The 20,459-nt window shown below is 71.4% G+C and carries 16 protein-coding genes; 10 read left to right on the plus strand and 6 right to left on the minus strand.

Translation table 11 applies throughout. From position 1 onward, the window contains the following. The first annotated feature begins 13 nt into the window (after window positions 1-13). On the plus strand, window positions 14-1,369 hold the full coding sequence (locus ABTU82_RS02575; RefSeq protein ID WP_407171533.1) for a phosphotransferase: 1,356 nt from the start codon (window positions 14-16) through the stop codon (window positions 1,367-1,369). Here ABTU82_RS02575 and ABTU82_RS02580 read toward each other — a convergent pair. Beyond that, window positions 1,357-4,743 carry a UvrD-helicase domain-containing protein gene (locus ABTU82_RS02580; RefSeq protein ID WP_407171536.1) on the minus strand — a complete coding sequence of 1,129 codons (3,387 nt, stop codon included), beginning with the start codon at window positions 4,741-4,743 and terminating at the stop codon, window positions 1,357-1,359. The two genes, ABTU82_RS02575 and ABTU82_RS02580, sit on opposite strands and share 13 nt — an antisense overlap. Beyond that, window positions 4,740-8,018 (minus strand): ATP-dependent helicase, encoded by a 3,279-nt coding sequence (locus tag ABTU82_RS02585; RefSeq protein WP_407171537.1) that lies wholly within the window; start codon window positions 8,016-8,018, stop codon window positions 4,740-4,742. The genes ABTU82_RS02580 and ABTU82_RS02585 overlap by 4 nt, the downstream gene beginning before the upstream one ends. A gap of 144 nt (window positions 8,019-8,162) precedes the next feature. Here ABTU82_RS02585 and ABTU82_RS02590 point away from each other — a divergent pair, with 144 nt between their 5' ends. Then, entirely contained in the window at window positions 8,163-8,387 is a 225-nt protein-coding gene (locus ABTU82_RS02590; protein WP_116646245.1) for a DUF3107 domain-containing protein, read from the plus strand. Between the two features lie 10 nt (window positions 8,388-8,397). Then, window positions 8,398-8,688 (plus strand): hypothetical protein, encoded by a 291-nt coding sequence (locus ABTU82_RS02595; protein WP_407171539.1) that lies wholly within the window; start codon window positions 8,398-8,400, stop codon window positions 8,686-8,688. Window positions 8,689-8,695: 7 nt separating this feature from the next. Here ABTU82_RS02595 and ABTU82_RS02600 read toward each other — a convergent pair whose 3' ends face one another. Next, window positions 8,696-9,412 (minus strand): ferritin-like fold-containing protein, encoded by a 717-nt coding sequence (locus ABTU82_RS02600; protein ID WP_116646243.1) that lies wholly within the window; start codon window positions 9,410-9,412, stop codon window positions 8,696-8,698. Window positions 9,413-9,595: 183 nt separating this feature from the next. On the opposite strand from ABTU82_RS02600, the gene ABTU82_RS02605 reads away from it, so the two are divergent. Next, window positions 9,596-11,053, plus strand: a complete 1,458-nt coding sequence (locus ABTU82_RS02605) for a DEAD/DEAH box helicase (RefSeq protein ID WP_116646242.1) — start codon at window positions 9,596-9,598, stop codon at window positions 11,051-11,053. An 83-nt stretch (window positions 11,054-11,136) separates the two neighbouring features. On the opposite strand, the gene ABTU82_RS02610 is transcribed toward ABTU82_RS02605, so the two are convergent. Next, window positions 11,137-12,000, minus strand: a complete 864-nt coding sequence (locus ABTU82_RS02610; protein WP_407171542.1) for a PHP domain-containing protein — start codon at window positions 11,998-12,000, stop codon at window positions 11,137-11,139. Window positions 12,001-12,057: 57 nt separating this feature from the next. Here ABTU82_RS02610 and ABTU82_RS02615 point away from each other — a divergent pair, with 57 nt between their 5' ends. Together ABTU82_RS02615 and ABTU82_RS02620 are read left to right on the plus strand one after the other, a co-directional pair. Next, window positions 12,058-13,089 (plus strand): endonuclease/exonuclease/phosphatase family protein, encoded by a 1,032-nt coding sequence (locus ABTU82_RS02615; protein WP_407171544.1) that lies wholly within the window; start codon window positions 12,058-12,060, stop codon window positions 13,087-13,089. A gap of 28 nt (window positions 13,090-13,117) precedes the next feature. Then, entirely contained in the window at window positions 13,118-14,539 is a 1,422-nt protein-coding gene (locus ABTU82_RS02620) for an aminopeptidase P family protein (protein ID WP_407171546.1), read from the plus strand. 3 nt (window positions 14,540-14,542) lie between these two features. Here ABTU82_RS02620 and ABTU82_RS02625 read toward each other — a convergent pair whose 3' ends face one another. Next, a complete protein-coding gene (locus ABTU82_RS02625; protein ID WP_407171549.1) occupies window positions 14,543-15,208 on the minus strand; it encodes an alpha/beta hydrolase family protein in 666 nt (221 codons plus the stop codon). Beyond that, on the minus strand, window positions 15,205-15,813 hold the full coding sequence (locus ABTU82_RS02630; RefSeq protein WP_407171551.1) for a YflT domain-containing protein: 609 nt from the start codon (window positions 15,811-15,813) through the stop codon (window positions 15,205-15,207). The genes ABTU82_RS02625 and ABTU82_RS02630 overlap by 4 nt, the downstream gene beginning before the upstream one ends. 64 nt (window positions 15,814-15,877) lie before the next feature. On the opposite strand from ABTU82_RS02630, the gene ABTU82_RS02635 reads away from it, so the two are divergent. Genes ABTU82_RS02635 through ABTU82_RS02650 form a run of 4 tightly spaced genes read left to right on the plus strand, consistent with a single transcriptional unit; the run spans window position 15,878 to window position 20,454 of the window. Next, the gene (locus tag ABTU82_RS02635; RefSeq protein ID WP_116646237.1) at window positions 15,878-17,188 is read left to right on the plus strand and encodes a magnesium transporter MgtE N-terminal domain-containing protein; all 1,311 of its coding nucleotides are present in this window, start codon (window positions 15,878-15,880) and stop codon (window positions 17,186-17,188) included. Then, complete coding sequence (locus tag ABTU82_RS02640) at window positions 17,188-17,712, plus strand: DUF1003 domain-containing protein (RefSeq protein WP_116646236.1); 525 nt, start codon at window positions 17,188-17,190, stop codon at window positions 17,710-17,712. The genes ABTU82_RS02635 and ABTU82_RS02640 overlap by 1 nt, the downstream gene beginning before the upstream one ends. Continuing rightward, window positions 17,709-18,863, plus strand: coding sequence for an Mrp/NBP35 family ATP-binding protein (locus ABTU82_RS02645; protein WP_407171554.1), 1,155 nt, complete (start codon window positions 17,709-17,711; stop codon window positions 18,861-18,863). The genes ABTU82_RS02640 and ABTU82_RS02645 overlap by 4 nt, the downstream gene beginning before the upstream one ends. Before the next feature lie 55 nt (window positions 18,864-18,918). Beyond that, window positions 18,919-20,454 (plus strand): carboxylesterase/lipase family protein, encoded by a 1,536-nt coding sequence (locus ABTU82_RS02650; RefSeq protein WP_407171556.1) that lies wholly within the window; start codon window positions 18,919-18,921, stop codon window positions 20,452-20,454. Window positions 20,455-20,459 lie beyond the last annotated feature (5 nt).

Genomic DNA, 20,459 nt, shown 5'->3' on the forward strand with positions numbered 1-20,459 from the left:
CTACCCTGGGCCCATGGCACGCTCCCCTCTCACTCTAGCCGCGTCGGTCACGGCCGCCCTTCCCGGGGCAGGGGTGGTGGGTGTGGGCCTGCTCACCGAGAACGGCGCGGGGCGGTTCGATTCGGCCGTCGCCCGTCTCGACGACGGCCGCGAAGTCGTGGTGCGCACCCCCGCCGACGACGATTCGGCGGGAGAGCTCGCGGCGGAATCGCGCGCCCTCCACGCCCTCACCCCCGGCGTCCGCGCCCTCCTCCCGTTCCGGGTTCCCGAGGTGCTCGGCGAAGCCGGGTCGGGAGCCGCGCGCGTTCTCGTGGTCGACCGCCTCGAGGGCTACCGGGTCGACCCGGCGCACCTGCCCCAGGGGTCCGGTTTCGCGACCGCCATCGGCAGTGCCCTCGCGGCCGTCCACGCGCTCCCGCCGTCGATCGTGCGCACCGACGGCCTGCCCGTCCGCACTCCCGACCAGGTGCGCGACGACGTCTCGCGGCTCCTCGATCGCGCCGAGGCCACTCGACGCGTCCCCGACGTCCTGATCGAGCGCTGGCGACGCGCCGTGGACTCCGACGACCTGTGGCGGTTCGAGTCGGCCGTCGTCCTCGGCGGGGCGACCTCCGCATCGTTCCTGCTCTCCGAAGACGACACGGCGACGGTCACGGGCCTGCTCGACTGGGGCGGCCTGAGCGTCGGCGATCCGGCGACCGATCTGCGCTGGCTCGCATCGGCCCCGATCGCGGCCGACGACGTCTACGCGGGCTACACCGCCGACGCATCGAGGGCGCCCGACGCGCTTCTGCGCGAGAGGGCGCGGATGTACGCCGAGCTCGAGTTCGTGAGGTGGCTGGTTCACGGTCACGACAACGGACGCCCAGAGGTCGTGACCGACGCCGTCGCCCTGCTCGAGTCGCTCGCCGACGGGGTGCGCGGCGACGAGATCGTGCCGGAGGCACGTCCGGATGTGGATGCTGCGCTGTCGTACGCGCATCTGATCCCCGAGTCCGCGCCGACCTCCGTCGACACGTCCATGCAGACCGACGCCTACGATCCGCAGATGATGTCTCTGTTCCTCGCGGCCGAGCGCGACCGGCAGACCGCGGCGTCCGCGCCCGATTTCGGCCTCGACGGACTTCGCGAGCCCGAAGAGCAGTCGACGGCGCCGATCGACATGGAGGGCTGGTCGTCGCTGCGCGACTCGGATGCCACCGGGCGAGACCCCCAGGAGCAGCCGGCGCCCGCCGATGCGCCCGCCCGGGTCGACGACACCGTGAGCGACGACGAAGACCTCCGAGACGAGGCGCAGCGGGCGACGCGCGCAGCGTTGCGCCGATGGGGCGCCGGTGGCGACGACACCCGAGTCGGTCAGGGCACCTGAGTCCGTCCGCCGGCCGTGTCGCGGGCGCGGCGCCATCGCGTGACGAGCTCCGCTTCCTCCCAGACCCGGTCCGACCGGATGACGAGATCGTCCGCGACGTAGTACAGCGCGACGTCGATGTCGTCCAGGGGCACACCGTGCTTCTTGTGGTAGGCCAGCCGGTAGAGCGCGAGCTGCAGCATCCGCTCGTCTTTCTCGGCGGCCGAGATCGGCGCGCGGCCGGTCTTCCAGTCGACGATCTCGAGGCGTCCGCCGCGATCGGCTCGGCGGTACACGGCGTCGAGCTTGCAGATCATGACGTGCTGCTCGCCGTCGCCCGTCGACATCGCGAAGTCGATCTCGGTCTCCACTTCGAGCGGGGCGAGGTCGGCCCACTCCGACCTCTCGAAGACCTCCTTCAGGCGAGCGAGGTCGGCGGCGTCCGAGGCGGATGCCTCCGACGCGTCGCCGTCGTCGTCGATCTCCCAGAGCGCGTCGTCGATCGATCCGGCCGTGCCGGCACGACCCGACCGCTGTTCGACCCAAGAGTGGAAGAGCGTGCCGAGGCGCGTCTGGCGGAACGGGCGTTCGGGGAGCGGGCGGGTGACCGCTGACACGGTCGCGCGGTAGTCGGTGACGTAGTCCTTGAACCGGGAGGCGGGGATGCGGGCCGGGGGGCGCACGGGCGCTCCTCTGCGGCGCTGCTCCCACTCGGCGAGAAGGCGCGCGAGCGTGTCGTCGGGCACCGGATCGTGGTCGGCGGCGGCCCGCACGGCATCTGCCGCGGAGAGCACCGCCTCCCGCCGGGCTCCGAGCGGGTCGAGCGGCCACTGGACGATGCGTCCGCCCTTGTCGAGGTAGGGATTGTCGTCGGGCGCCGACTCCTCGATGGGTGGAGCACCGAGGGCGTCGAGCATCTCGACGAGGTATCGGCTGGGTGTGCGGGGCTCTTTCTGGCCGGCCCAGTGCGCGCCCGTGAGCAGCAGTTCCGACCGGGCCCGCGTGACCGCGACGTAGGCGAGACGTCTTTCCTCGCGCTCCTGGTGCGCGCGATCGGCCTCGCGGAGCTGCTCGATAGCGTCGGGCAGATCGGCGTCGTCGTCGTCGAACGACCAGTCCAGCCGCGGGAGCGCATCGCGATCGCCTCGCAATGGGTAGGGCAGAACCCCGAATCCGAGCCATCCGTTGACCGTGCGGGGCGCCTTGGGCAGTTCTTTGTCGACGAGACGCACCACGGCGACGGCGTCCCACTCGAGCCCCTTCGAACCGTGCACGGTGAGCAGTTGCACGACGCCCGGCTCGGGAGGCTCGGGGCGCGGCATGAGCTCGTCGGTCTCCTCCGCATGGTCGAGCCACGCGAGGAGACTGCCGACCGAGCCGCGATCGTCGGCGAGGAGAAAGGCTCGCACCTCGTCGAGGAAGGTGCGAAGGCGCGCGCTGGCGACGCGCGCGGGACCACGCGCCTCGTTGGCGGCCAGCTCGATGTCGAGACGCAGCTCGATCTCGATCAGACGCAGGAGGTCGGGGATGGGCTGGCCGACCGCGCGTCGAAGGCGCTCGAACATCTCGCCCGCGTCGCGCAGACGCCGCCGCCCCTCGGGCGTGATGTCGCGCAGAAATCCGTGATCGTCGTTGGACCGACGCACGAACTCGAGCGCGTCGATGATCGACAGCTGCTCGTCGGCGCCCGCCGAGGCTCGCACGCGCGCAGCGAGCTCGGCCGGGAGCGGGTCGAGAGCGGCGTCGCGTCGCGAGAGGGTGTCGGCGAGAGCGTGGAGGGCGGCGAGATCGGCCACGCCGATGGAGAACCGCGGGCCGGCGAGCAGACGGATCAGCGACGACCCCTGGGCGGGGTCGTGCACCACCCGCAGCGCGGAGACGACGTCGACGACCTCCGGCGTGGACAGGAGCCCTCCGAGACCGAGGATGCGGTTGGGCACGCCGGCCGCATCGAGGGCGTCGGCGAACAGCTGCATGTGCCGCTTCGTGCGGAACAGGACCGCGCCCGAGTGCGGGTGCGGGGCACCCGACGCGGTGTGGGCGGCGCGGACTGCGACGAACCACTCGGCGACCTCCCGCGCCTCGTCCTCCGCCGACGCCGCGAACACGCGCGACACGCGACCGGTCGCCGCTCCCGGGCGCGGTGCGAGCTCGTCGACGTCGGCGCCGTCCGCCGCGGAGAGCAGCGCGTTGGCGGCGGTGAGGATGGCCACGTCGTTGCGCCAACTGATCATGAGGCGGAACCGTTCGGCCTCGCCCGTCGATGAGAACGCACTCGGGAAGGCGATGAGGTTATCGGCCGACGCGCCGCGCCACCCGTAGATCGATTGATGCGGATCGCCGACCGCCATCACCGCCGTGTCCCGGAAGATCGCCGCCAGCAGCCGTGTCTGGAGCACGGACGTGTCCTGGTACTCGTCGAGCAGCACGACCCGGTACTGCGCGCGCAGTGCCTCACCGACCTCGGGGGCGCGCTCCACGATCGTCAGGGCGTCCGCCACCTGATCGGCGAAATCGAGCGTGTCGTCCGCGCGCTTGCGGCGTGCGTACTCGCGCACGAGCTCGGCGAGCACGGGAAGACCCGTCATGCTGCGCCGCGCCTTGTCGACGCGGTCCTGATCGACCTTCCTGCGGCAGGTCACGGTCGACAGTCGCGCGTCCCAGGTATCCGCGAATGCGATGAGGTCATCGAGGTCGACCCGGTTGTCGAGCACGTCGCCCGAGAGGCGATGCACGGCGTCCACGACGGTCGAGAAGGCCTCCTCCCTCTCGGCGAGCCGCTCGTCGTCCGAGGCGATGACCACGCGTCGAGCGAGCAGCCACGACCCCGACTGACTGAGAAGAGCCGAATCCGGGTCGCGTCCGATCCGCGCCCCGTGCTCGCGCACGAGGGCATCGGCGAACGCGTTGTAGGTGGCGACGCGCGGACGGAACGCGAGCTCTTCCCCGTCGAGGGAGCGGATGCTGCGCGCGGGGACCAGGGCGTCGGCGAGGCGATCCAGAAGCGAGGCGAAGGCGGCGTCGCGCACCCGCGGCGGAGAGGCCGCGTGCGTCTCCCAGAACGCCGGGAGTGTGCCATCCGCGACGAGCCGCTCGAGGTGGGGCAGCAGATCGCGGCGGGCGTACTCGCGCACGACCGCCAATCGACGGCCGATGCGCTCGGCGAGCTCGCCCGCCGCCTTGCGCGTGAAGGTGAGACCGAGCACTTCATCGGGTGCGACGTGATCGTTGGCCACGAGCCACACGACGCGACCGGCCATGGTCTCGGTCTTGCCGCTGCCCGCGCCGGCGACCACGAGAGCGGGGCTCGCCGGCGCCTCGATGACGGCGCGCTGATCGGCGGTCGGCGCGGGAAGCCCCAGGGCGCGGGCGATCGTCTCGGCGGAGAGGGTCATGACGACGACACCGCCTTCACCGTGTGCAGCGCGCAGACACCGAATCGCGAGGTGGCGCAGTGCGCGTCGACGGGCGCCTCGAACGTGTCGGCCGCCATCATCCGTGCGGTCTCGACGATGCTGCCGAGGAAGTCGGCGCGCTCGGCGGCGGCCATCGGCGCCTGACGTGCGAGGCGGTAGTGGGGCTCCTTGGTCGTGGTCCGCGAGAGCACGATCAACCGCGCCCCGGCGTTCGTCTGCGGGTGGGCGCCCGGGACGAGCCCCTCGAGGAAGGCCAGCTGATAAGCGGCGAGCTGCGGGTCGTCGGCGACCTTGTCGTCGCTGACCCGAGCCTCTGAGCGGCCTGTCTTCAGGTCGACGATCAGCACGTTCTCATCGATGCCCTCACGCACCGGCACCCTCTCGCCTCGCCCCGCCGGATAGACCTCGACACGGTCGATCGATCCGGTGAGCAGAGCGAAGCGGCCCTCGGGATGCCGCGCTTCGGGATCGACCGCCACGACCCGCGGCACACCGTCGGCGGTGGCGTCGAGGTCGACGGCCAGACGGAAGCGTGCCTCGGCACCGATCGTGCGGCCGCCCTCGGCGTGGAAGGTGCGCAGGTAGGAGTGCAGGCGGTCGGCGAGGAGGTGGGCCCACGCGTGCTCTTTGCGTGACAGCCAGGGCGCCTCGAAGTCGAGTTCGCCCCACCGCTCATCGACGATACGGCGGATCTCGTCGAGGTCGCCCGACGGCACCTCCTCCATCGCGGCGTGGAGGATGACCCCGGCCCCCGCAGACCAGGTGCGCGTCTCGCCGCCGAGCGCGCGCACCGCCCAGTCGACCTGGCAATCCGCGAACGTCGTCATCTTCGAGGGAGAGATCGGCACCGGCGCGCGGTCGGGGTCGCGCAGCGGTCCGTCAGACGACGCCGGCGCCACCCCGAACCATTGCTCCGGCGCGGCGCCGGCGACTCCCTCGCGCGCGAGGACGACGAGCTGAGAAGCGGCGTGCTCACGGGCTCCGAGCGATGATGACGCGGTCAGCGTGCGGCGATACTGCGACACCAGGCCGCGGAGCGTGAGGGGGTGTCCGGCGTCGACCTCATCGAGCACCGGCGGCTCGGGCTCGGGCAGGAGCTCGAACAGGGGGCTCGGGCCGAGGTCGTCGTCGTCGACCGCGGTGACCACGAGGTGCCGTCGTGCGCGCGACAGTGCGCGAGCGAACAGTCGCAGCTCGTCGTGCAGCGCCGCCCGCCGTCGATCCAGCACCGCGGGTGCGGTCGGGGCGGCGAGCCCCTGCCGCCACGCTTCGACCTCGTCGCCCAAGCGCCAGGCATCGAGGATCCCGCCGCGCAGGCGCAGGTTCGGCCACACGCCGTCCTGCACGCCGGCCACGATGACGGCGTCGAACTCCGTGCCGAGCGCCGTCGCCGGGGTGAGTACGGTCACCGTCGCCGCGCGATCGGGAGAGGCGAGGATGTCTTCGGGCACGTCGCTGTCGAGGATCCGCCGGATGAAGTCCGATGTCTTCGCGTCGGGATCGCGCTCCAGGAATCGCTTCGCGGCGTCGAACAACGCCACCAGTGCATCGAGCGCCTGCCCCGTCTCGGCGGCCAGCACGCCGCCGCCGACGGCCGTGTCGTGCCAGGAGCGCGCCAATGGACGGCCGGTCCCGTCGCGGGCGCGATCCCACGCCACCCAGAGGAGTTCGTGAACGGTGGCCCCCCGATCCGCGTCGGCCGCGATCCGCGCCAGCGTCGTCGCCAGGCGCTCGGCGGCCCGAGCCTCCGGCGAATCGATCAGCGCCAGCTCGAGGGGGTGCGCCAGGGCGTCGGCGAGCAGATGCCGGGCGGCCCGGGTTCCTCCGTCGGCGAGCTCCGCGTGGCGCAGTCGCCCGCGCAGGCGTCGGAGGCCCACCGCGTCGAGACCACCGAACGGCGAGACGAGCACGCCCGCCAGGGCATCGGGGTCGCGATCGGCGGGGTCGATCAGAGCGATCCGCACGAGCTCGAGCAGATCGCGCACGACCTGCTCTCGTCCGAGCGGGCGCTGCACGCCGGCGGCCCGCGTCGGCACCTCGCGCGCCGCCAGCTCGGTCTCGAGCGTGGCCACCTGACGGGTGTCGTGGGCGATCACGGCGATCCTCGACCAGGGGATCTCGTCGAGCAGATGCCACTCGCGAACGATGCGGGCGATCGCGTCGATCTCTTCGAAGGGCGACCCCGCGACGATGGCGCGCACCGACCGGTCGTCGGGGTCGAGATCGCCCGGGGGCCGCCGATGGTCGATGCGTCCGGCCGCACCGATGGACTGCGTCACGACGCGCGTGAGTCGGGTCAGTGCGGGCGCGGCGCGATGCGGAGCGTCGAGCACGAACGCCGTACCCAGCAGCGCGCAGAGGTCGGCGAAGAGCGCCGGACTCGAACCGCGGAAGGCACCGGAGGCGATGTCGGGATCGCCGAAGGCGACGACCGCGACGCCCCGGGCGCGCAGAGCCGCCACGACCTCGAGGCCGCCACGGGTGAGCTCCTGCCCGTCGTCGATGAGCACCGCCCGCAAGCGACCGGCCGCCCCGAGCTGTCGCTCGCCCTCCGCGCCCGAGGGGGTGCGGTGCAGCACCGCGGCGGCCTCGCGCAACAGGTCGGCCGCGTCGCGCGCACGGGTGTGCATCTGGTCGACGGCATCGCGGTACTCCCGGAGGAAGGATGCTGCGGCCCCCCACCCGGCTTCACCCCGATCGGCCGCGAGCCGGCCCAGCTCGGCCGCATCGAGGTCGAGCTCGGTGCAGGCCGCGATGAACTGACGCAGCTCGCCCCGGAACTCGCGCGAGCCCCTCACCTCGGCGCCGATCGTGGCCGGCCAGGGCACGACCGCCTCTCCCGTCGCCTCGTCGGCGATGTCGCCGGCGAGCAGATCGGCCAGGATGCGGTCGTGATCGCTCGCCGCCAGGAGCTGCGGCGGTTGACCACCGGCCCGCACTTCGGCGGCGCGCACGACCTGGTAGGCGAACGAGGCCATGGAGCGGGCGAGAGCACCCGACGACGCGCGGTCGACGACGATCGAGAGGCGATCGCGCAGCGCCGTCGCGGTCTGCCGTGACGGGGTGAGCACGAGGACGTCGTCGACCGACACCCCGGCATCGACCAGTGCGCGCAACCGCGCCACGAGGGTCTCGGTCTTTCCCGTTCCCGGGGCACCCAGCACGACGCCGGAGGAACCCGCCGGCAGCCGCACGACCGCTCGTTGCACCTCGTCGAGCGTGATGCGCGGCTGTGACGCATCGGCTGATCCCATGCCCACCACGCTAACCGGCACGACCGACACCGGGGCGACGGACGTCGTTCGCCGAGAGCGTTCGGGGAACGGCCGGAGCGATACGCGCCCTGTCGTAGAGTTTTGGTGCGCCCGGGGCAGACCCGGGCCGGAAAGGGCACCACCGTGGAGATCCGCATCGGCATCGCGAACACCGGCCGCGAGCTCAGCTTCGAAACCTCCGAGGCATCGGACGCCGTGAAGAAGTCCGTCGCCGACGCCCTCGACGCCAAGGCGTCGCACCTGAACTTCACCGACGTGAAGGGCAACAGCTACCTCGTGCCCACCGCGACCCTCGCTTACATCGAATTCGGCACCGAAGAGTCGCGCCGCGTCGGCTTCGTGGCCTGATTCCGACACCATGCAGATCGCGCTCGCTCTGCTGATCGCCGTGGTGATCGGCATCGCCCTGCACTTCGCGCTCCCCCACCGTCAAAAGCGGGGCGGGGTGGTCGCCCCGGCGACCGCCGCCGCCGCGGGCGTCATCACGTGGGCCGCCCTCACCTGGGCCGGCGTCGGTATCGACAATCCCTGGATCTGGCTGTCGGCGATCATCGTGCCGGCCGTGGTCACCGCGCCCGTCGTGCTCGCACTGGGCGCCGCCCGGGTGCGGGGGGACGACCGCGAGCGCCAGCGCCTCGGTCTGGTCTGATCCGACGTCAGGCCGCGAGGCCGGTGGCGTCCATGCGCCGCGAGTGAGCGGCCATCAGCTCGGTGAACACGGGCTCGACCCTCTCCTCGTCGGCGGCGCCGAGCGTCGTCGGACGGAGCGCCGCTCGCGCGACGAGAAGGGTGTCGCCGACGAGCCGACGGCCCCACATCGCCAGGAGCGAGCGCCACTCCTCGTCGCTGTCGATCGTGGACGCGATGATCTCGACGATGGCCTGGCGGTCGTCGTCGGCGCGGAGGATGCGTGCGACGCGACGACCGGTGTCGCCGTAGCTCGCCGACAGGGCCAGGTAGAAGTCGTCGAGCATCCCGGCGGTGATGTGCACCGAGACCATCGTCTCCTGGGGCCGGACCCCGTGCGTGGCGCGGCGGAAGGCGTCGAGAGATTCGCGGAACGGCAGCATGAGGGCGGTCGGATCGTCGCCCCGCTCCCGGATGAGCGAGACGAGCGCTTCGTGCTTCGTCAGAGCCGCGCCCGCGGCGCGGGACAGCGCCTCCTTCTGGGCGAGCTCGGGCGTCGAGGCGATCAGCTCGCTCAACGTCTCGAAGAAGCCCAGCTGCAGGTAGGCAGCCTGGCCGAGGAAGGTGTCGACCTCCGGGGCCAACTCGGCGAAATCGACCCGCACGGCGTCGCCGAAATCGCCGCGCGACCTCAGAGTGAGGGTGCGACCGGCAGGGCGACCACGACGACGCAACCACTCGAACACGTACGAAAGCCTAAGCCCGCGGCCGCTCCGCCCCGCCGCGGTACGCGCCTTTCCGCCGCATCCAGACCGCTCCGGTATCGTTGAGGGGTCCCGGCGTCGGATCGGGACCCCCGCGCCTGCGGCTGAGTGAGGGCGTGGACCGATCACTCTAGGCGGCTCTCTTCCGCCGGACAGGCTCATATCGTGACGACCTTCGCCGAGCTCGGCGTAGACCAGGACATCGTCGACGTGCTCGCGTCGAAAGGCATCGTCGATGCCTTCCCCATCCAGGAGCAGACGATTCCGCTGGGCCTTCCCGGCCAGGACATCATCGGCCAGGCCAAGACCGGCACCGGAAAGACCTTCGGCTTCGGCATCCCCGTGGTGCAGCGACTCGGCCTGAACCCCGAGCCCGGTGTGAAGGCGCTCATCGTCGTCCCCACGCGCGAACTCGCCGTGCAGGTCTACGAAGACATGGACATGCTCACGTCGGGCCGCTCGACCAGCGTCGTGGCGATCTACGGCGGCAAGGCCTACGAGGGTCAGATCGACCAGCTGAAGGCCGGCGCACAGATCGTCGTCGGCACCCCGGGTCGCCTGATCGACCTGAACAACCAGCGCCTGCTCGACCTGTCGAGCGCCGTGGAGGTCGTGCTCGACGAAGCCGACAAGATGCTCGACCTCGGCTTCCTCGCCGACATCGAGAAGATCTTCACCAAGGTCGCGCCGGTGCGCCACACGCAGCTGTTCTCCGCGACCATGCCGGGGCCGATCGTCGCCCTCGCCCGCCGGTTCATGTCGAACCCCATCCACATCCGCGCCACCGACCCCGACGAGGGTCTGACGCAGGCGAACATCCAGCACCTCGTGTACCGGGCGCACTCGCTCGACAAGGACGAGGTCATCGCCCGCATCCTGCAGGCCGACGAACGCGGCAAGACCGTCATCTTCACGCGCACCAAGCGCGCCGCGCAGCGCCTCTCCGACGAGCTGGGCGACCGGGGCTTCAACACCGCCTCCGTGCACGGCGACATGAGCCAGGAGGCACGCGAGCGCTCGATGGCCGCCTTCAAGGCCGGCAAGAAAGACGTGCTGATCGCCACCGACGTCGCCGCTCGCGGCATCGACGTCGACGACGTGACCCACGTCATCAACCACACGATCCCCGACGACGAGAAGACCTACCTGCACCGCGCCGGCCGCACCGGCCGCGCGGGCAAGACGGGCATCGCCGTCACGTTCGTCGACTGGGACGACCTGCACAAGTGGGCGCTCATCAACCGCGCGCTCGACTTCGGGCAGCCCGAGCCCACCGAGACCTACTCGTCGAGCCCGCACCTGTTCACCGACCTGAACATCCCCGAGGGCACGAAGGGGCGTCTGACCACGGCTCCCCGCGCCCAGGCGGCCGAGACCTCGAAGCCGCGCTCCGACTCCGGCTCGGGAGAGAACGGCGGCCGTCGTCGCCGTTCGCGTCCGGAGCAGTCCTCGCGCGAACCCCAGCCGATCGCCGAGCACGGCGCCGCCGCGGACGCCACGCCTGAGGGCGCCGGCACGCACGACGGCGGGGGCTCCGAGCACCACGATGGCAACGCCGCGCCGCGGCGCCGGCGTCGTCGTCGCGGCGGAGCCCGCACTGGGGGCGGCGCACCCGCCGCCTGATCCGCAGCGTCCGCCGGGCGCAGCATCCGAATCTCCCGAGGGGGCGTCCGACGACCGGGCGCCCCTTCGTCGTGGGCGGTGCGTCAGGGGTAGACGGGCGTGGTGCCGCTCGCGAGGGCGATGATCTTCGCGACCTCCGCGTCGGCGGTGGTGTTCTCACCGGGCTGATTCGGCTTGCCCAGACCGTGGTAGTCGCTCGAGCCGGTGACGATGAGTCCGCGATCGTCGGCGATGCGCCGGAGCGTGCGGATGCCGGGAGCGAGGTTCTCGCGGTGGCCGAGCTCGAAGCCGGCGAGACCGGCCTCGAGCATGCGGTCGAGCAGCCGGGACGGGAGAAGACCCGCGCGCCCGGCCGGGTGCGCGATGATCGGCACTCCCCCGGCCCCCACGACGAGCGAGACCGCCGTGACCGGATCCGGCGCGTACAGCGCCACGTAGTAGTCGCCCGCCGGGCTCAGAATGCCCGCGAACGCCTCGGCACGGTCGCGGACGAGTCCGCGCGCGACGAGGGCGTCGGCGATGTGCGGGCGGCCGACGGTGGCCCCGTCGGAGGTCTGGGCGACGATGTCGTCCCACACCAGGTCGTAGTCGCGGGAGATGCGATCGGCCATCACCCTCGCGCGGTCGACCCTCGAGGAGCGGATGCGATCGGTCATCGCGCGCAGCGACGGCTCGTCGGGATCGAAGAGGTAGGCCAAGAGGTGCACGCTGCGCCACTCGTGCAGAGCGGAGAGCTCCATACCCGGGAGAAATGTCATGCCGAGCGACGACGCGGCCTCGGCGGCCTCCGCCCACCCGGTGGTCGTGTCGTGGTCGGTCAGTGCTGCCGTCCTCAGCCCGTGACGGTGGGCGGCCGCCATGACGAGCGCGGGGGCCTCGGTGCCGTCCGAGCATGCCGAATGCAGATGCAGGTCACTCGGACCCTCGAACCTGCGCACCGACTCCACTCCCCCGAGGGTAGCCGCATCCGCCGATCTCCCAGACTGCTGTCCTAGAGTCACGGGGTGCGTCGCGTCTGGGGGGTCCTCATCGCGCTGCTCTGCACAAGCGGGGCGGCGGTGCTCACCTGGCCCCAGCTGTTCAAGCTCGAACGCACCTTTCCGATCGCGCAGATCGTGTCGTTCCGTGGCCCGCTGGCCGCCGCCTTCGCGGCCCTCGCGATCCTCGCGCTGATCTTCGCCCTGGCGCGCCCGATCCGCGCCCTCGCGCTCACCCTGGCGGTCGCTTCGCTCGTCGCAGCGGGAGCCAACGCCGGCATCCTGGCCTCCCGGGGGATCGGCACCGACGCGCTGCCCGACAAGACCGACACGAGCCTGCGCGTGATGACCTGGAACACCGCGGGTTCCGCGACAGCCCCGGACACCATCGCTCAGATCGCCGTCGCGATGAACGCCGACATCATCACGCTCCCCGAGACGACGATCGACACCGGCGAGAAGGTGGCGATCGTCATGGGCGAGCTCGGCCGGCCCATGTGGGCTCACCACGCCGAGTACGGCGAGTACGGCATCGACGGATGGGACGCCACCTCCACCACCGTGCTCATCAGTCCCGAGCTGGGCGACTACTCCGTCATCGAGTCGTCGCAGGACGGCACCAGCAACACCTCCACCGTGCCGAGCGCCGTCGCCATGCCGACCTCCGGCGACGGTCCGATCGTGGTGGCCGCGCACGCGGTGGCACCCCGGCAGTCGTACATGCAGCACTGGCGCAACGACCTCCAATGGCTCGCCGACCAGTGCGCCGCCGACAACGTCATCCTGGCGGGCGACTTCAACGCCACGCTCGACCACATGGCGGGGCTCGGCGTCGACGGTGGGGCTCTCGGTCGATGCCACGATGCCGCCGCAGACACCGGCAACGGCGGAGTCGGAACCTGGACGACGCAGTTCCCCGCGCTCTTCGGCGCCCCGATCGACCACATCCTCGTCTCACCGAGATGGCGGGCCACGGGATCCGCGGTGCTGAAATCCCTCGACGCCTCGGGTAGTGACCACCGTCCGCTCGTCGTCCAGCTCGAGCCCGTCCAGGGATGACCCACCCTCCCGGTGAGACACTGGGAGTATGAGCGACGCAGGCCAGAACGAGACGACGACCGCGACCGACGGCACGTCGGCCGAGACCACGACGAATCGACGGCAGCCCTTCCCGCAGGGATTCCTCGACGCGATCGCCGAAGGCTGGGCGACGCGTCCGGACGGCGTCCCCCAGCCGCGCGAGCAGGCCGCCTGGGCGGCTCGCCGCAGGGATGCCGTCTCACGCGCGTTCCCGGGCAAGCGGCTCGTCATCCCGGCCGGCGGTCTGAAGCAGCGCAGCAACGACACCGACTATCCGTTCCGTCCGCACTCCGCCTTCGCGCATCTCACGGGGTGGGAGACCGAGTCCGAGCCCGACTCCGTGCTCGTCTTCGAGCCGCGCGACGGCGGGCACGACGCCGTGCTCTACTTCCGCGAACGCGCCGACCGCACGACCCCGGAGTTCTACGCCGACGCCTCGATCGGCGAGTTCTGGATCGGCCCGCGCCCCTCGCTCGCCGGGGTGTCCGCCGACCTCGGCCTCACGACCGCCCACCTCGACTCGCTCGAGCACGGCGACGACGACGTCATCCTCGGCGACGACGACGATCTGACGCGCGCCGTCTCCGAGCTGCGGCTCGTCAAGGACGACTGGGAGATCTCGCAGATGCGCCTCGCCGTCGACGTCACCGCGAAGGGGTTCGACGACATCGTCGCCGATCTCCCCCGGATCATCGCGCACCCCCGCGGCGAGCGGATCATCGAGGGCGTGTTCCACCAGCGGGCGCGCAGCGACGGCAACACCGAGGGCTACGACACCATCGCCGCATCCGGCCCGCACGCGTGCTACCTGCACTGGACGCGCAACGACGGCGCCGTGGTGCCCGGCGACCTGCTGCTCGTCGACGCCGGGGTCGAGGTGGACAGCCTGTACACCGCCGACATCACGCGCACGATCCCCGTCGACGGGACGTTCTCGCCCGTTCAGCGGAGGATCTACGAGACGGTGCGCGAGGCCGCCGACGCGGCATTCGCCGCGGCGAAACCCGGCGCGAAGTTCCGTTCCGTCCACGAAGCCGCCATGAAGGTCATCGCCGCGCGCGTGGCCGAATGGGGTCTGCTGCCGGTGTCGGCCGATGAGGCGCTCGATCCGCGGCGCGGCGGCCAGCACCGCCGCTACATGGTGCACGGCACGAGCCATCACCTCGGTATCGACGTGCACGACTGCGCTCAGGCCCGTCGCGACATGTACTACGACGGCGAGCTCGAGCCCGGCATGGTGTTCACGATCGAGCCCGGTCTCTACTTCCAGGTCGACGACCTCACCGTGCCCGAGGAGTACCGCGGCATCGGTGTGCGGATCGAAGACGACATCCTCATGACCGTCGACGGACCCGAGAACCTCTCGGCGGGCATCCCCCGCACGGCCGACGAAGTCGAGGAGTGGGTGGCGCGCCTGTCGCAGCGCTGAGCGTCAGCCCGCTCGCATCGCCTCGACGACGATCGAGGCGATGCCGGCGCCGACCTCGTCGGCGGGGCGCTTGCGGCCCTTCACCTCGAACGAATGACCGCCGCCGTCGACCCACCGCAGCGTCGCATCACGGCAGGCGGCGACCGCCGCCTCGAGCTGATCGTGCGGGTCGATGAACGGGTCGTTCGTGCCTTCGATGAAGACCTGCCGCTGCGCGATGTCGGGGAGGTGGGCGGTCCGCGCCTTCGACGGGTCGCCGGGCGGATGCAGCGGATAACCGAGGTAGACGAGCCCCGCCGGGGCGATCGTTCCGGCGGCCGCCGCCATCGAGGCCATCCGCCCGCCGTACGACTTGCCGGCAGCCCACACGGGCCCGGGGGCAGCGGCGTCGTCCAGCCATGCGAAGACCGCACCCCAGGTCTCGATCGCATGAGCGGCGGGTCCCGGCATCCGCCGTCCCGCCTCGACGTAGGGGAAGTTGAAGCGCAGGGTGGCGATGCCGGCGTCGACGAGCGAACGCGCGAGTCCTTCGAGGAACGGATGCCGGTAGCCCGCCCCCGCACCGTGCGCGACGGCGATCGTCGCCCAGGCGCCGCCGGGTCGCTCCCAGACCGTCGAGACGGTCACCGAGCCGGCGGGGAGCCCGACGGTCAACGGCCGGTCGCTCACGCGGGAGGTTCGATCCGTTCCGGCGAGGGCGCGGTCGGCGGCAGACGCTCGCCGTAGCGGGGCGGCTCCTCGGGCTGGGGCGCCACGGGTACGGGCGCCGGGTCTGCCGTCGTCGACGTGTCGGGCGCGGGTGCGGAGCCCGGACCGACGATCTGCCGCGCGCGGTGAAGGCTCGACGCGGTCACGCACACCTCGTAGTGGTCGGCGACGACCTGCATGACCGAGGCGAAATCGCGTCGACGACGCACGATCGAGTAGGTGATGAGGCTCAGCAGCATGCCGATCGCGATGCCCACGAACATGACACCCAGGAACGCACCGATCTGCACCGTCGGTTCGCCGAGAACGAAGATGAACGAGAAGAGCAGACCGAGCAGAACGCCGTTCACCGCGCCCGAGCGGGCCGCCGTCGCGTAGCCGAGCCGGCCGGTCACGCGTTCGATGGAGCGCAGGCCCTTGCCGACGATCGCGATGTCGCGCGCGGGGACGTCGGCGGCGATGAGAGCCGAGACCGCCTTCTGCGCGCCCTCGTACGTGGGGAAGGACGCCACCTGCTCCCCGACTTCTTCGCGACCGGAGGGGACGCGTCCGCCGAGCATGCTCATGCGTTCATTGTCTCACGCAGCGGCGCGCACCCGATCGGCGGAGGTCGCGGGCTACTCTGGAGGAGTGAGCACGCAACGAGTCTTCGTCGCTCGCCTCGCGGGCTGTACGGTATTCGATCCTGCCGGTGACCGGCTCGGCAAGGTGCGCGACGTGGTGGTGATCTACCGGTCCTCCGATCCGCCCCGGGTCGTGGGGCTGGTCGTCGAGATCCCCGGGCGACGGCACGTGTTCGTCTCGATCGGTCGTGTGACCTCCATCGCCACGGGTCAGGTCATCACGACGGGGCTCATCAACGTCCGCCGCTTCCAGCAGCGCGGCGGAGAGGTGCGGGTGATGGCCGAGCTCCTCGGTCGGCGCGTCTTCCTCGTCGACGGCTCGGGCGACGCGGTCATCGAAGACGTCGCGATCGAGCGCAATCGGCTGGGCGACTGGGACGTCGGACAACTGTTCCTTCGTCGACCGAAGACGAGCGCCTCGCCGTTCGCGCGCGGTGCGACGACGTTCGCGTCGTGGTCCGAGGTGCGCGAGCAGCAGGTGCCGGGCGAGTCCCAGTCGGCGGAGCAGCTCGTCGCGACCTATGCCGACCTCAAGCCCGCCGATCTCGCCAACACCCTGCTCGACCTCCCCGGCGACCGCCTCATCGAGGTCGCGGAGGAGCTCCCCGACAATCGTCTCGCCGACGCCCTCGAAGAGATGCCCGAAGAGGAGCAGGTGCACATCCTCGAGCAGCTCGGAGACGAGCGCGCCGCCGACATCCTCGACGCGATGGAGCCGGACGACGCCGCCGACCTCCTCGGCCAGCTCCCCGAAGGCCGTCTCGAGCAACTCCTCGACCTCATGGAGCCCGAGGAGGCCGACGACGTCCGCGCGCTGCTGAAGTACAGCCCCGACACGGCCGGGGGCCTCATGACCCCCGAGCCGATCGTGCTGTCGGCCGACGCCACGATCGCCGAGGCTCTCGCGCTCATCCGCAGGCACGAGCTGCATCCCGCCCTCGCCGCCTCCGTGTTCGTCACGCTTCCCCCGTACGAGACCCCGACCGGCCGGCTTCTGGGCACCGTGCACTTCCAGCGGATGCTGCGGTACCCCCCGCATGAGCGCCTCGGGGCGATCATCGACGACACCGTCTCGGCCGTGCCGGCCACCGCGTCGGCGGCCGAGGTCGCGCGCCTCCTCGCGAGCTACAACCTCGTGTCGCTGCCCGTGGTCGATCAGGCCCATCGCCTCGTCGGCGCGGTGAGCGTCGACGACGTGCTCGACTACCTGCTGCCCGATGACTGGCGCTCGCACGACAGCGATGATCCGAAGTCATCGGCCCCCGTGCGGCCGCTCGCGACCACCAGTATTCCGACCGTGCCCCCGAGGAGGCGATGATGGCCCGCCAGAAACGCCGCACCGCCCTCGACGCTCCTCGCGACCGCGGCGGGAAGCTCGGCCGCACCGCGCATCCGTCGCGCGACCGTTTCGGCAAGTTCTCCGAGGCGTTCGCCCGGGCGATGGGCACCTCGGGCTTCCTGATCGGAATGACGGTCTTCGTGGTCGTCTGGCTGACGTGGAACTCCACCGCACCCGTCGAGTGGCAGTTCGACCCGGTCGCGACGAACTTCACGCTGCTCACGCTGATCCTCTCGCTTCAGGCCTCCTATGCCGCGCCCCTCATCCTGCTCGCGCAGAACCGGCAGGACGACCGCGACCGGGTGCAGATCGAGCAGGATCGACAGCGTGCCGAGCGCAATCTCGAGAACACCGAGTACCTGGCGCGCGAGGTCGTCGCGCTGCGCATGGCGGTGCGCGAATCGACCGACGAGGTCGTCACCCGAGAGGTGCTTCGCGCCGAACTCAAGAGCCTGCTGAAGAAGCTCGACCGACGCGACGACCGCGAGTCGACCGCCACGTGAGCGACGCCGCGCTGACCGACGCGGTGCGCTCTGCGGTCGCCGGCGTCGTCGATCCAGAACTGCGCCGCCCCCTCGGCGAACTCGACATGCTGCGTGAGATCGAGGTACAGGGCGACCTTGCCCGCGTCGGCATCGCTCTCACGATCGTGGGCTGCCCGGCCGCCGACAGGATCGAGCGCGAGGTGCGCGCCGCCGCGGCCGGTGTCGCCGGCATCGGGGCGGTCGATGTCGAGCTCGGCGTCATGAGTCCCGACGAGCGCAGGGCCCTGACCGAGAAGCTGCGCGACGGACGGCCTGCGCGCCAGATGCCGTTCGGCCCCGATTCCCTCACCCGGGTCATCGCCGTCACGAGCGGCAAGGGCGGTGTCGGCAAGTCGACGATGACCGCGAACCTCGCGGTGGCGCTGGCCCGCCGCGGGCTGCGTGTGGGGCTCATCGATGCCGACGTTCACGGGTTCTCGATCCCCGCCCTGCTCGGACTCGTCGACGACGACGGCCTGCCGCCGGCACCGACCCGCATCGACGACCTGATGCTGCCGCCGGTGGCCTACGACGTGAAGGTCATCTCGATCGGCATGTTCCTCCGCCGTCCCGGCGAGGACGCCGCGGGCGCCGTGGCCTGGCGAGGGCCGATGCTTCACCGCACGGTGCAGCAGTTCCTCACCGACGTCTTCTTCGGCGATCTCGACCTCCTCCTCATAGACATGCCTCCCGGCACCGGCGATGTCGCGATCTCCGTCGGACAATTGCTCCCCCACGCGGAGGTGCTTGTGGTCACGACGCCCCAGTCGGCAGCATCCGACGTCGCCGTCCGCAGCGGGCTCGTCGCACGCCAGACGGGGCAGCGGATCATCGGTGTCGTCGAGACCATGTCGGCGATGACCCTCCCCGACGGCAGCACGCTCGACCTCTTCGGCGCCGGGGGCGGTTCCGAGGTCGCGACAGCGCTCTCCGCGGCGGGCGACACGGTTCCCCTGCTCGGCACGGTGCCACTGAGCCCGGCACTGCGCACGGGCGGCGACGTCGGAGTCCCCGTCGTCGTCGCCGACCCGGCCGACCCCGCAGCTCGCGCCATCGACGCCGTGGCGGCAACGCTCGCCCGCCAGGGTCGCGGCCTCTCGGGGCGCAGCCTGCCTTTCGCTCCCCGCTGAGCAGCGCACGCGGCGGCGCCCGATAGCCTGACGCCATCCGAGGAAAGGATGCCGCGTGGCAGATAACGACGTCGTCGACACCGTTCACGGACCGGTCCGGGGCACCTCCGACGGGTCTGTCCGCAGCTTCCGGGGCATCCGGTTCGCCGCTCCTCCCGTCGGAGAGCTGCGGTGGCGTGCGCCCCTGCCCCCCGATCCGTGGACGGAACCCGCGGATGCGACCGCGTTCGGACCCATGCCCGTGCAGCCCCCGAACCAGATCATCGTGTTCCCAGACGGCGTCTCACAGAGCGAGGACTGCCTCTTCCTCAACGTCTGGACCCCCGATTCGGCCCGCCCGGGCGACGACCTGCCGGTGATGGCGTGGGTGCACGGCGGCGCGTACATGTTCGGCGGGACGGCCCAGCCGTTGTTCGACGGGCGGTCGTTCGCGCACACCGGCGAAGTCATCGTCGTGACCCTCGCGTACCGGGTCGGCGCACTGGGATTCCTCGACCTGTCCCGCCTTCTGGATGACGCCGATCCGAATCCGGCGCTCCGTGACGTGATGGCAGCCCTCCGGTGGGTGCAGCAGAACATCGGCGCCTTCGGCGGCGATCCCGACCGGGTCACGCTCTTCGGCGAATCGGCCGGCGGCGGGATCGTCACCACGCTGCTCACGGTGCCGGAGGCGAGCGGACTCTTCGCCCGCGCCATCGCCGAGAGCTCCCCCGCGACGTCCGTCTACGGCCAGGACCGCTCCGAGCACGTCGCCCGCACTCTGTTGCACGACCTGGGGGTCGACGCGTCCGACGCCGCCTCACTTCGAGGTCTCGACGCGGATCGGATCACCTCGGCGGGCATGGACATCTTCTCGCGTATCCCGCACGACGACCCGGGCACGCTCGCCTTCGCCCCCGTCGTCGACGGCGACCTGGTCCCGCAGCATCCGCCCGCTGTCTTCGCTCGCGGCGGCTCGCTTCCGGTTCCCCTCATCATCGGCACCAACCGCGACGAGGCGACGCTGTTCACGCGCATGAAGTCGCCGTTGATGCCGGTCAGCACCGAAGCCCTCGCCGCCATGACGGCCGATCTGCGCGCCGAACGCCCGGATCTCGACGTGCCCGCCGACGCCGAGATCGCCGGCGCCTACAGCGGCCTCAGGGCTCCCGCCCGCGGACCGGCGATCTCGCGCGATCTGGGGTTCCGGATGCCTACCGTCTGGGTCGCCGAGGGTCACAGCCGCGTCGCACCCACGTACCTCTACCGGTTCGACTGGACGACACCGCTCCTGCGCCTCCTCGGAATCGGTGCCTCCCACGGCACGGAGCTCCCCTACGTCTGGGGCAACCTCGCCACGTCGCGCAAAGACATCACCTTCCGGCTCGGCGGGCTGCGCACCGGCCGGGCCGTATCGACCCGCATGCAGTCGAGATGGATCGGGTTCGCCGTCGACGGGGTGCCCGCGGCCGACGACGACAGCGCACCGTGGCAGCCGTATACCGTGCCCGAACGCCGTTCTCTCGTCATCGACAGGACGGATGCCGCGGTCACCGACCTCGACGCCGAGGGCCTGAGCGTGTGGGGCACGACCCCCCTGGCGTTCCCGTGAGGGAG

It is taken from the genome of Microbacterium deferens, from assembly GCF_045517775.1.
In the GTDB taxonomy this organism is placed as follows: Bacteria; Actinomycetota; Actinomycetes; order Actinomycetales; family Microbacteriaceae; genus Microbacterium.

What these genes read in the sequence shown, in the direction of transcription:
- ABTU82_RS02575 (WP_407171533.1), top strand. Translation starts at nt 14, where the DNA reads ATGGCACGCTCCCCTCTCACTCTAGCCGCGTCGGTCACGGCCGCCCTT.
- ABTU82_RS02580 (WP_407171536.1), bottom strand. Translation starts at nt 4,743, where the DNA reads ATGACCCTCTCCGCCGAGACGATCGCCCGCGCCCTGGGGCTTCCCGCG.
- ABTU82_RS02585 (WP_407171537.1), bottom strand. Translation starts at nt 8,018, where the DNA reads ATGGGATCAGCCGATGCGTCACAGCCGCGCATCACGCTCGACGAGGTG.
- ABTU82_RS02595 (WP_407171539.1), top strand. Translation starts at nt 8,398, where the DNA reads ATGCAGATCGCGCTCGCTCTGCTGATCGCCGTGGTGATCGGCATCGCC.
- ABTU82_RS02620 (WP_407171546.1), top strand. Translation starts at nt 13,118, where the DNA reads ATGAGCGACGCAGGCCAGAACGAGACGACGACCGCGACCGACGGCACG.
- ABTU82_RS02630 (WP_407171551.1), bottom strand. Translation starts at nt 15,813, where the DNA reads ATGAGCATGCTCGGCGGACGCGTCCCCTCCGGTCGCGAAGAAGTCGGG.
- ABTU82_RS02640 (WP_116646236.1), top strand. Translation starts at nt 17,188, where the DNA reads ATGGCCCGCCAGAAACGCCGCACCGCCCTCGACGCTCCTCGCGACCGC.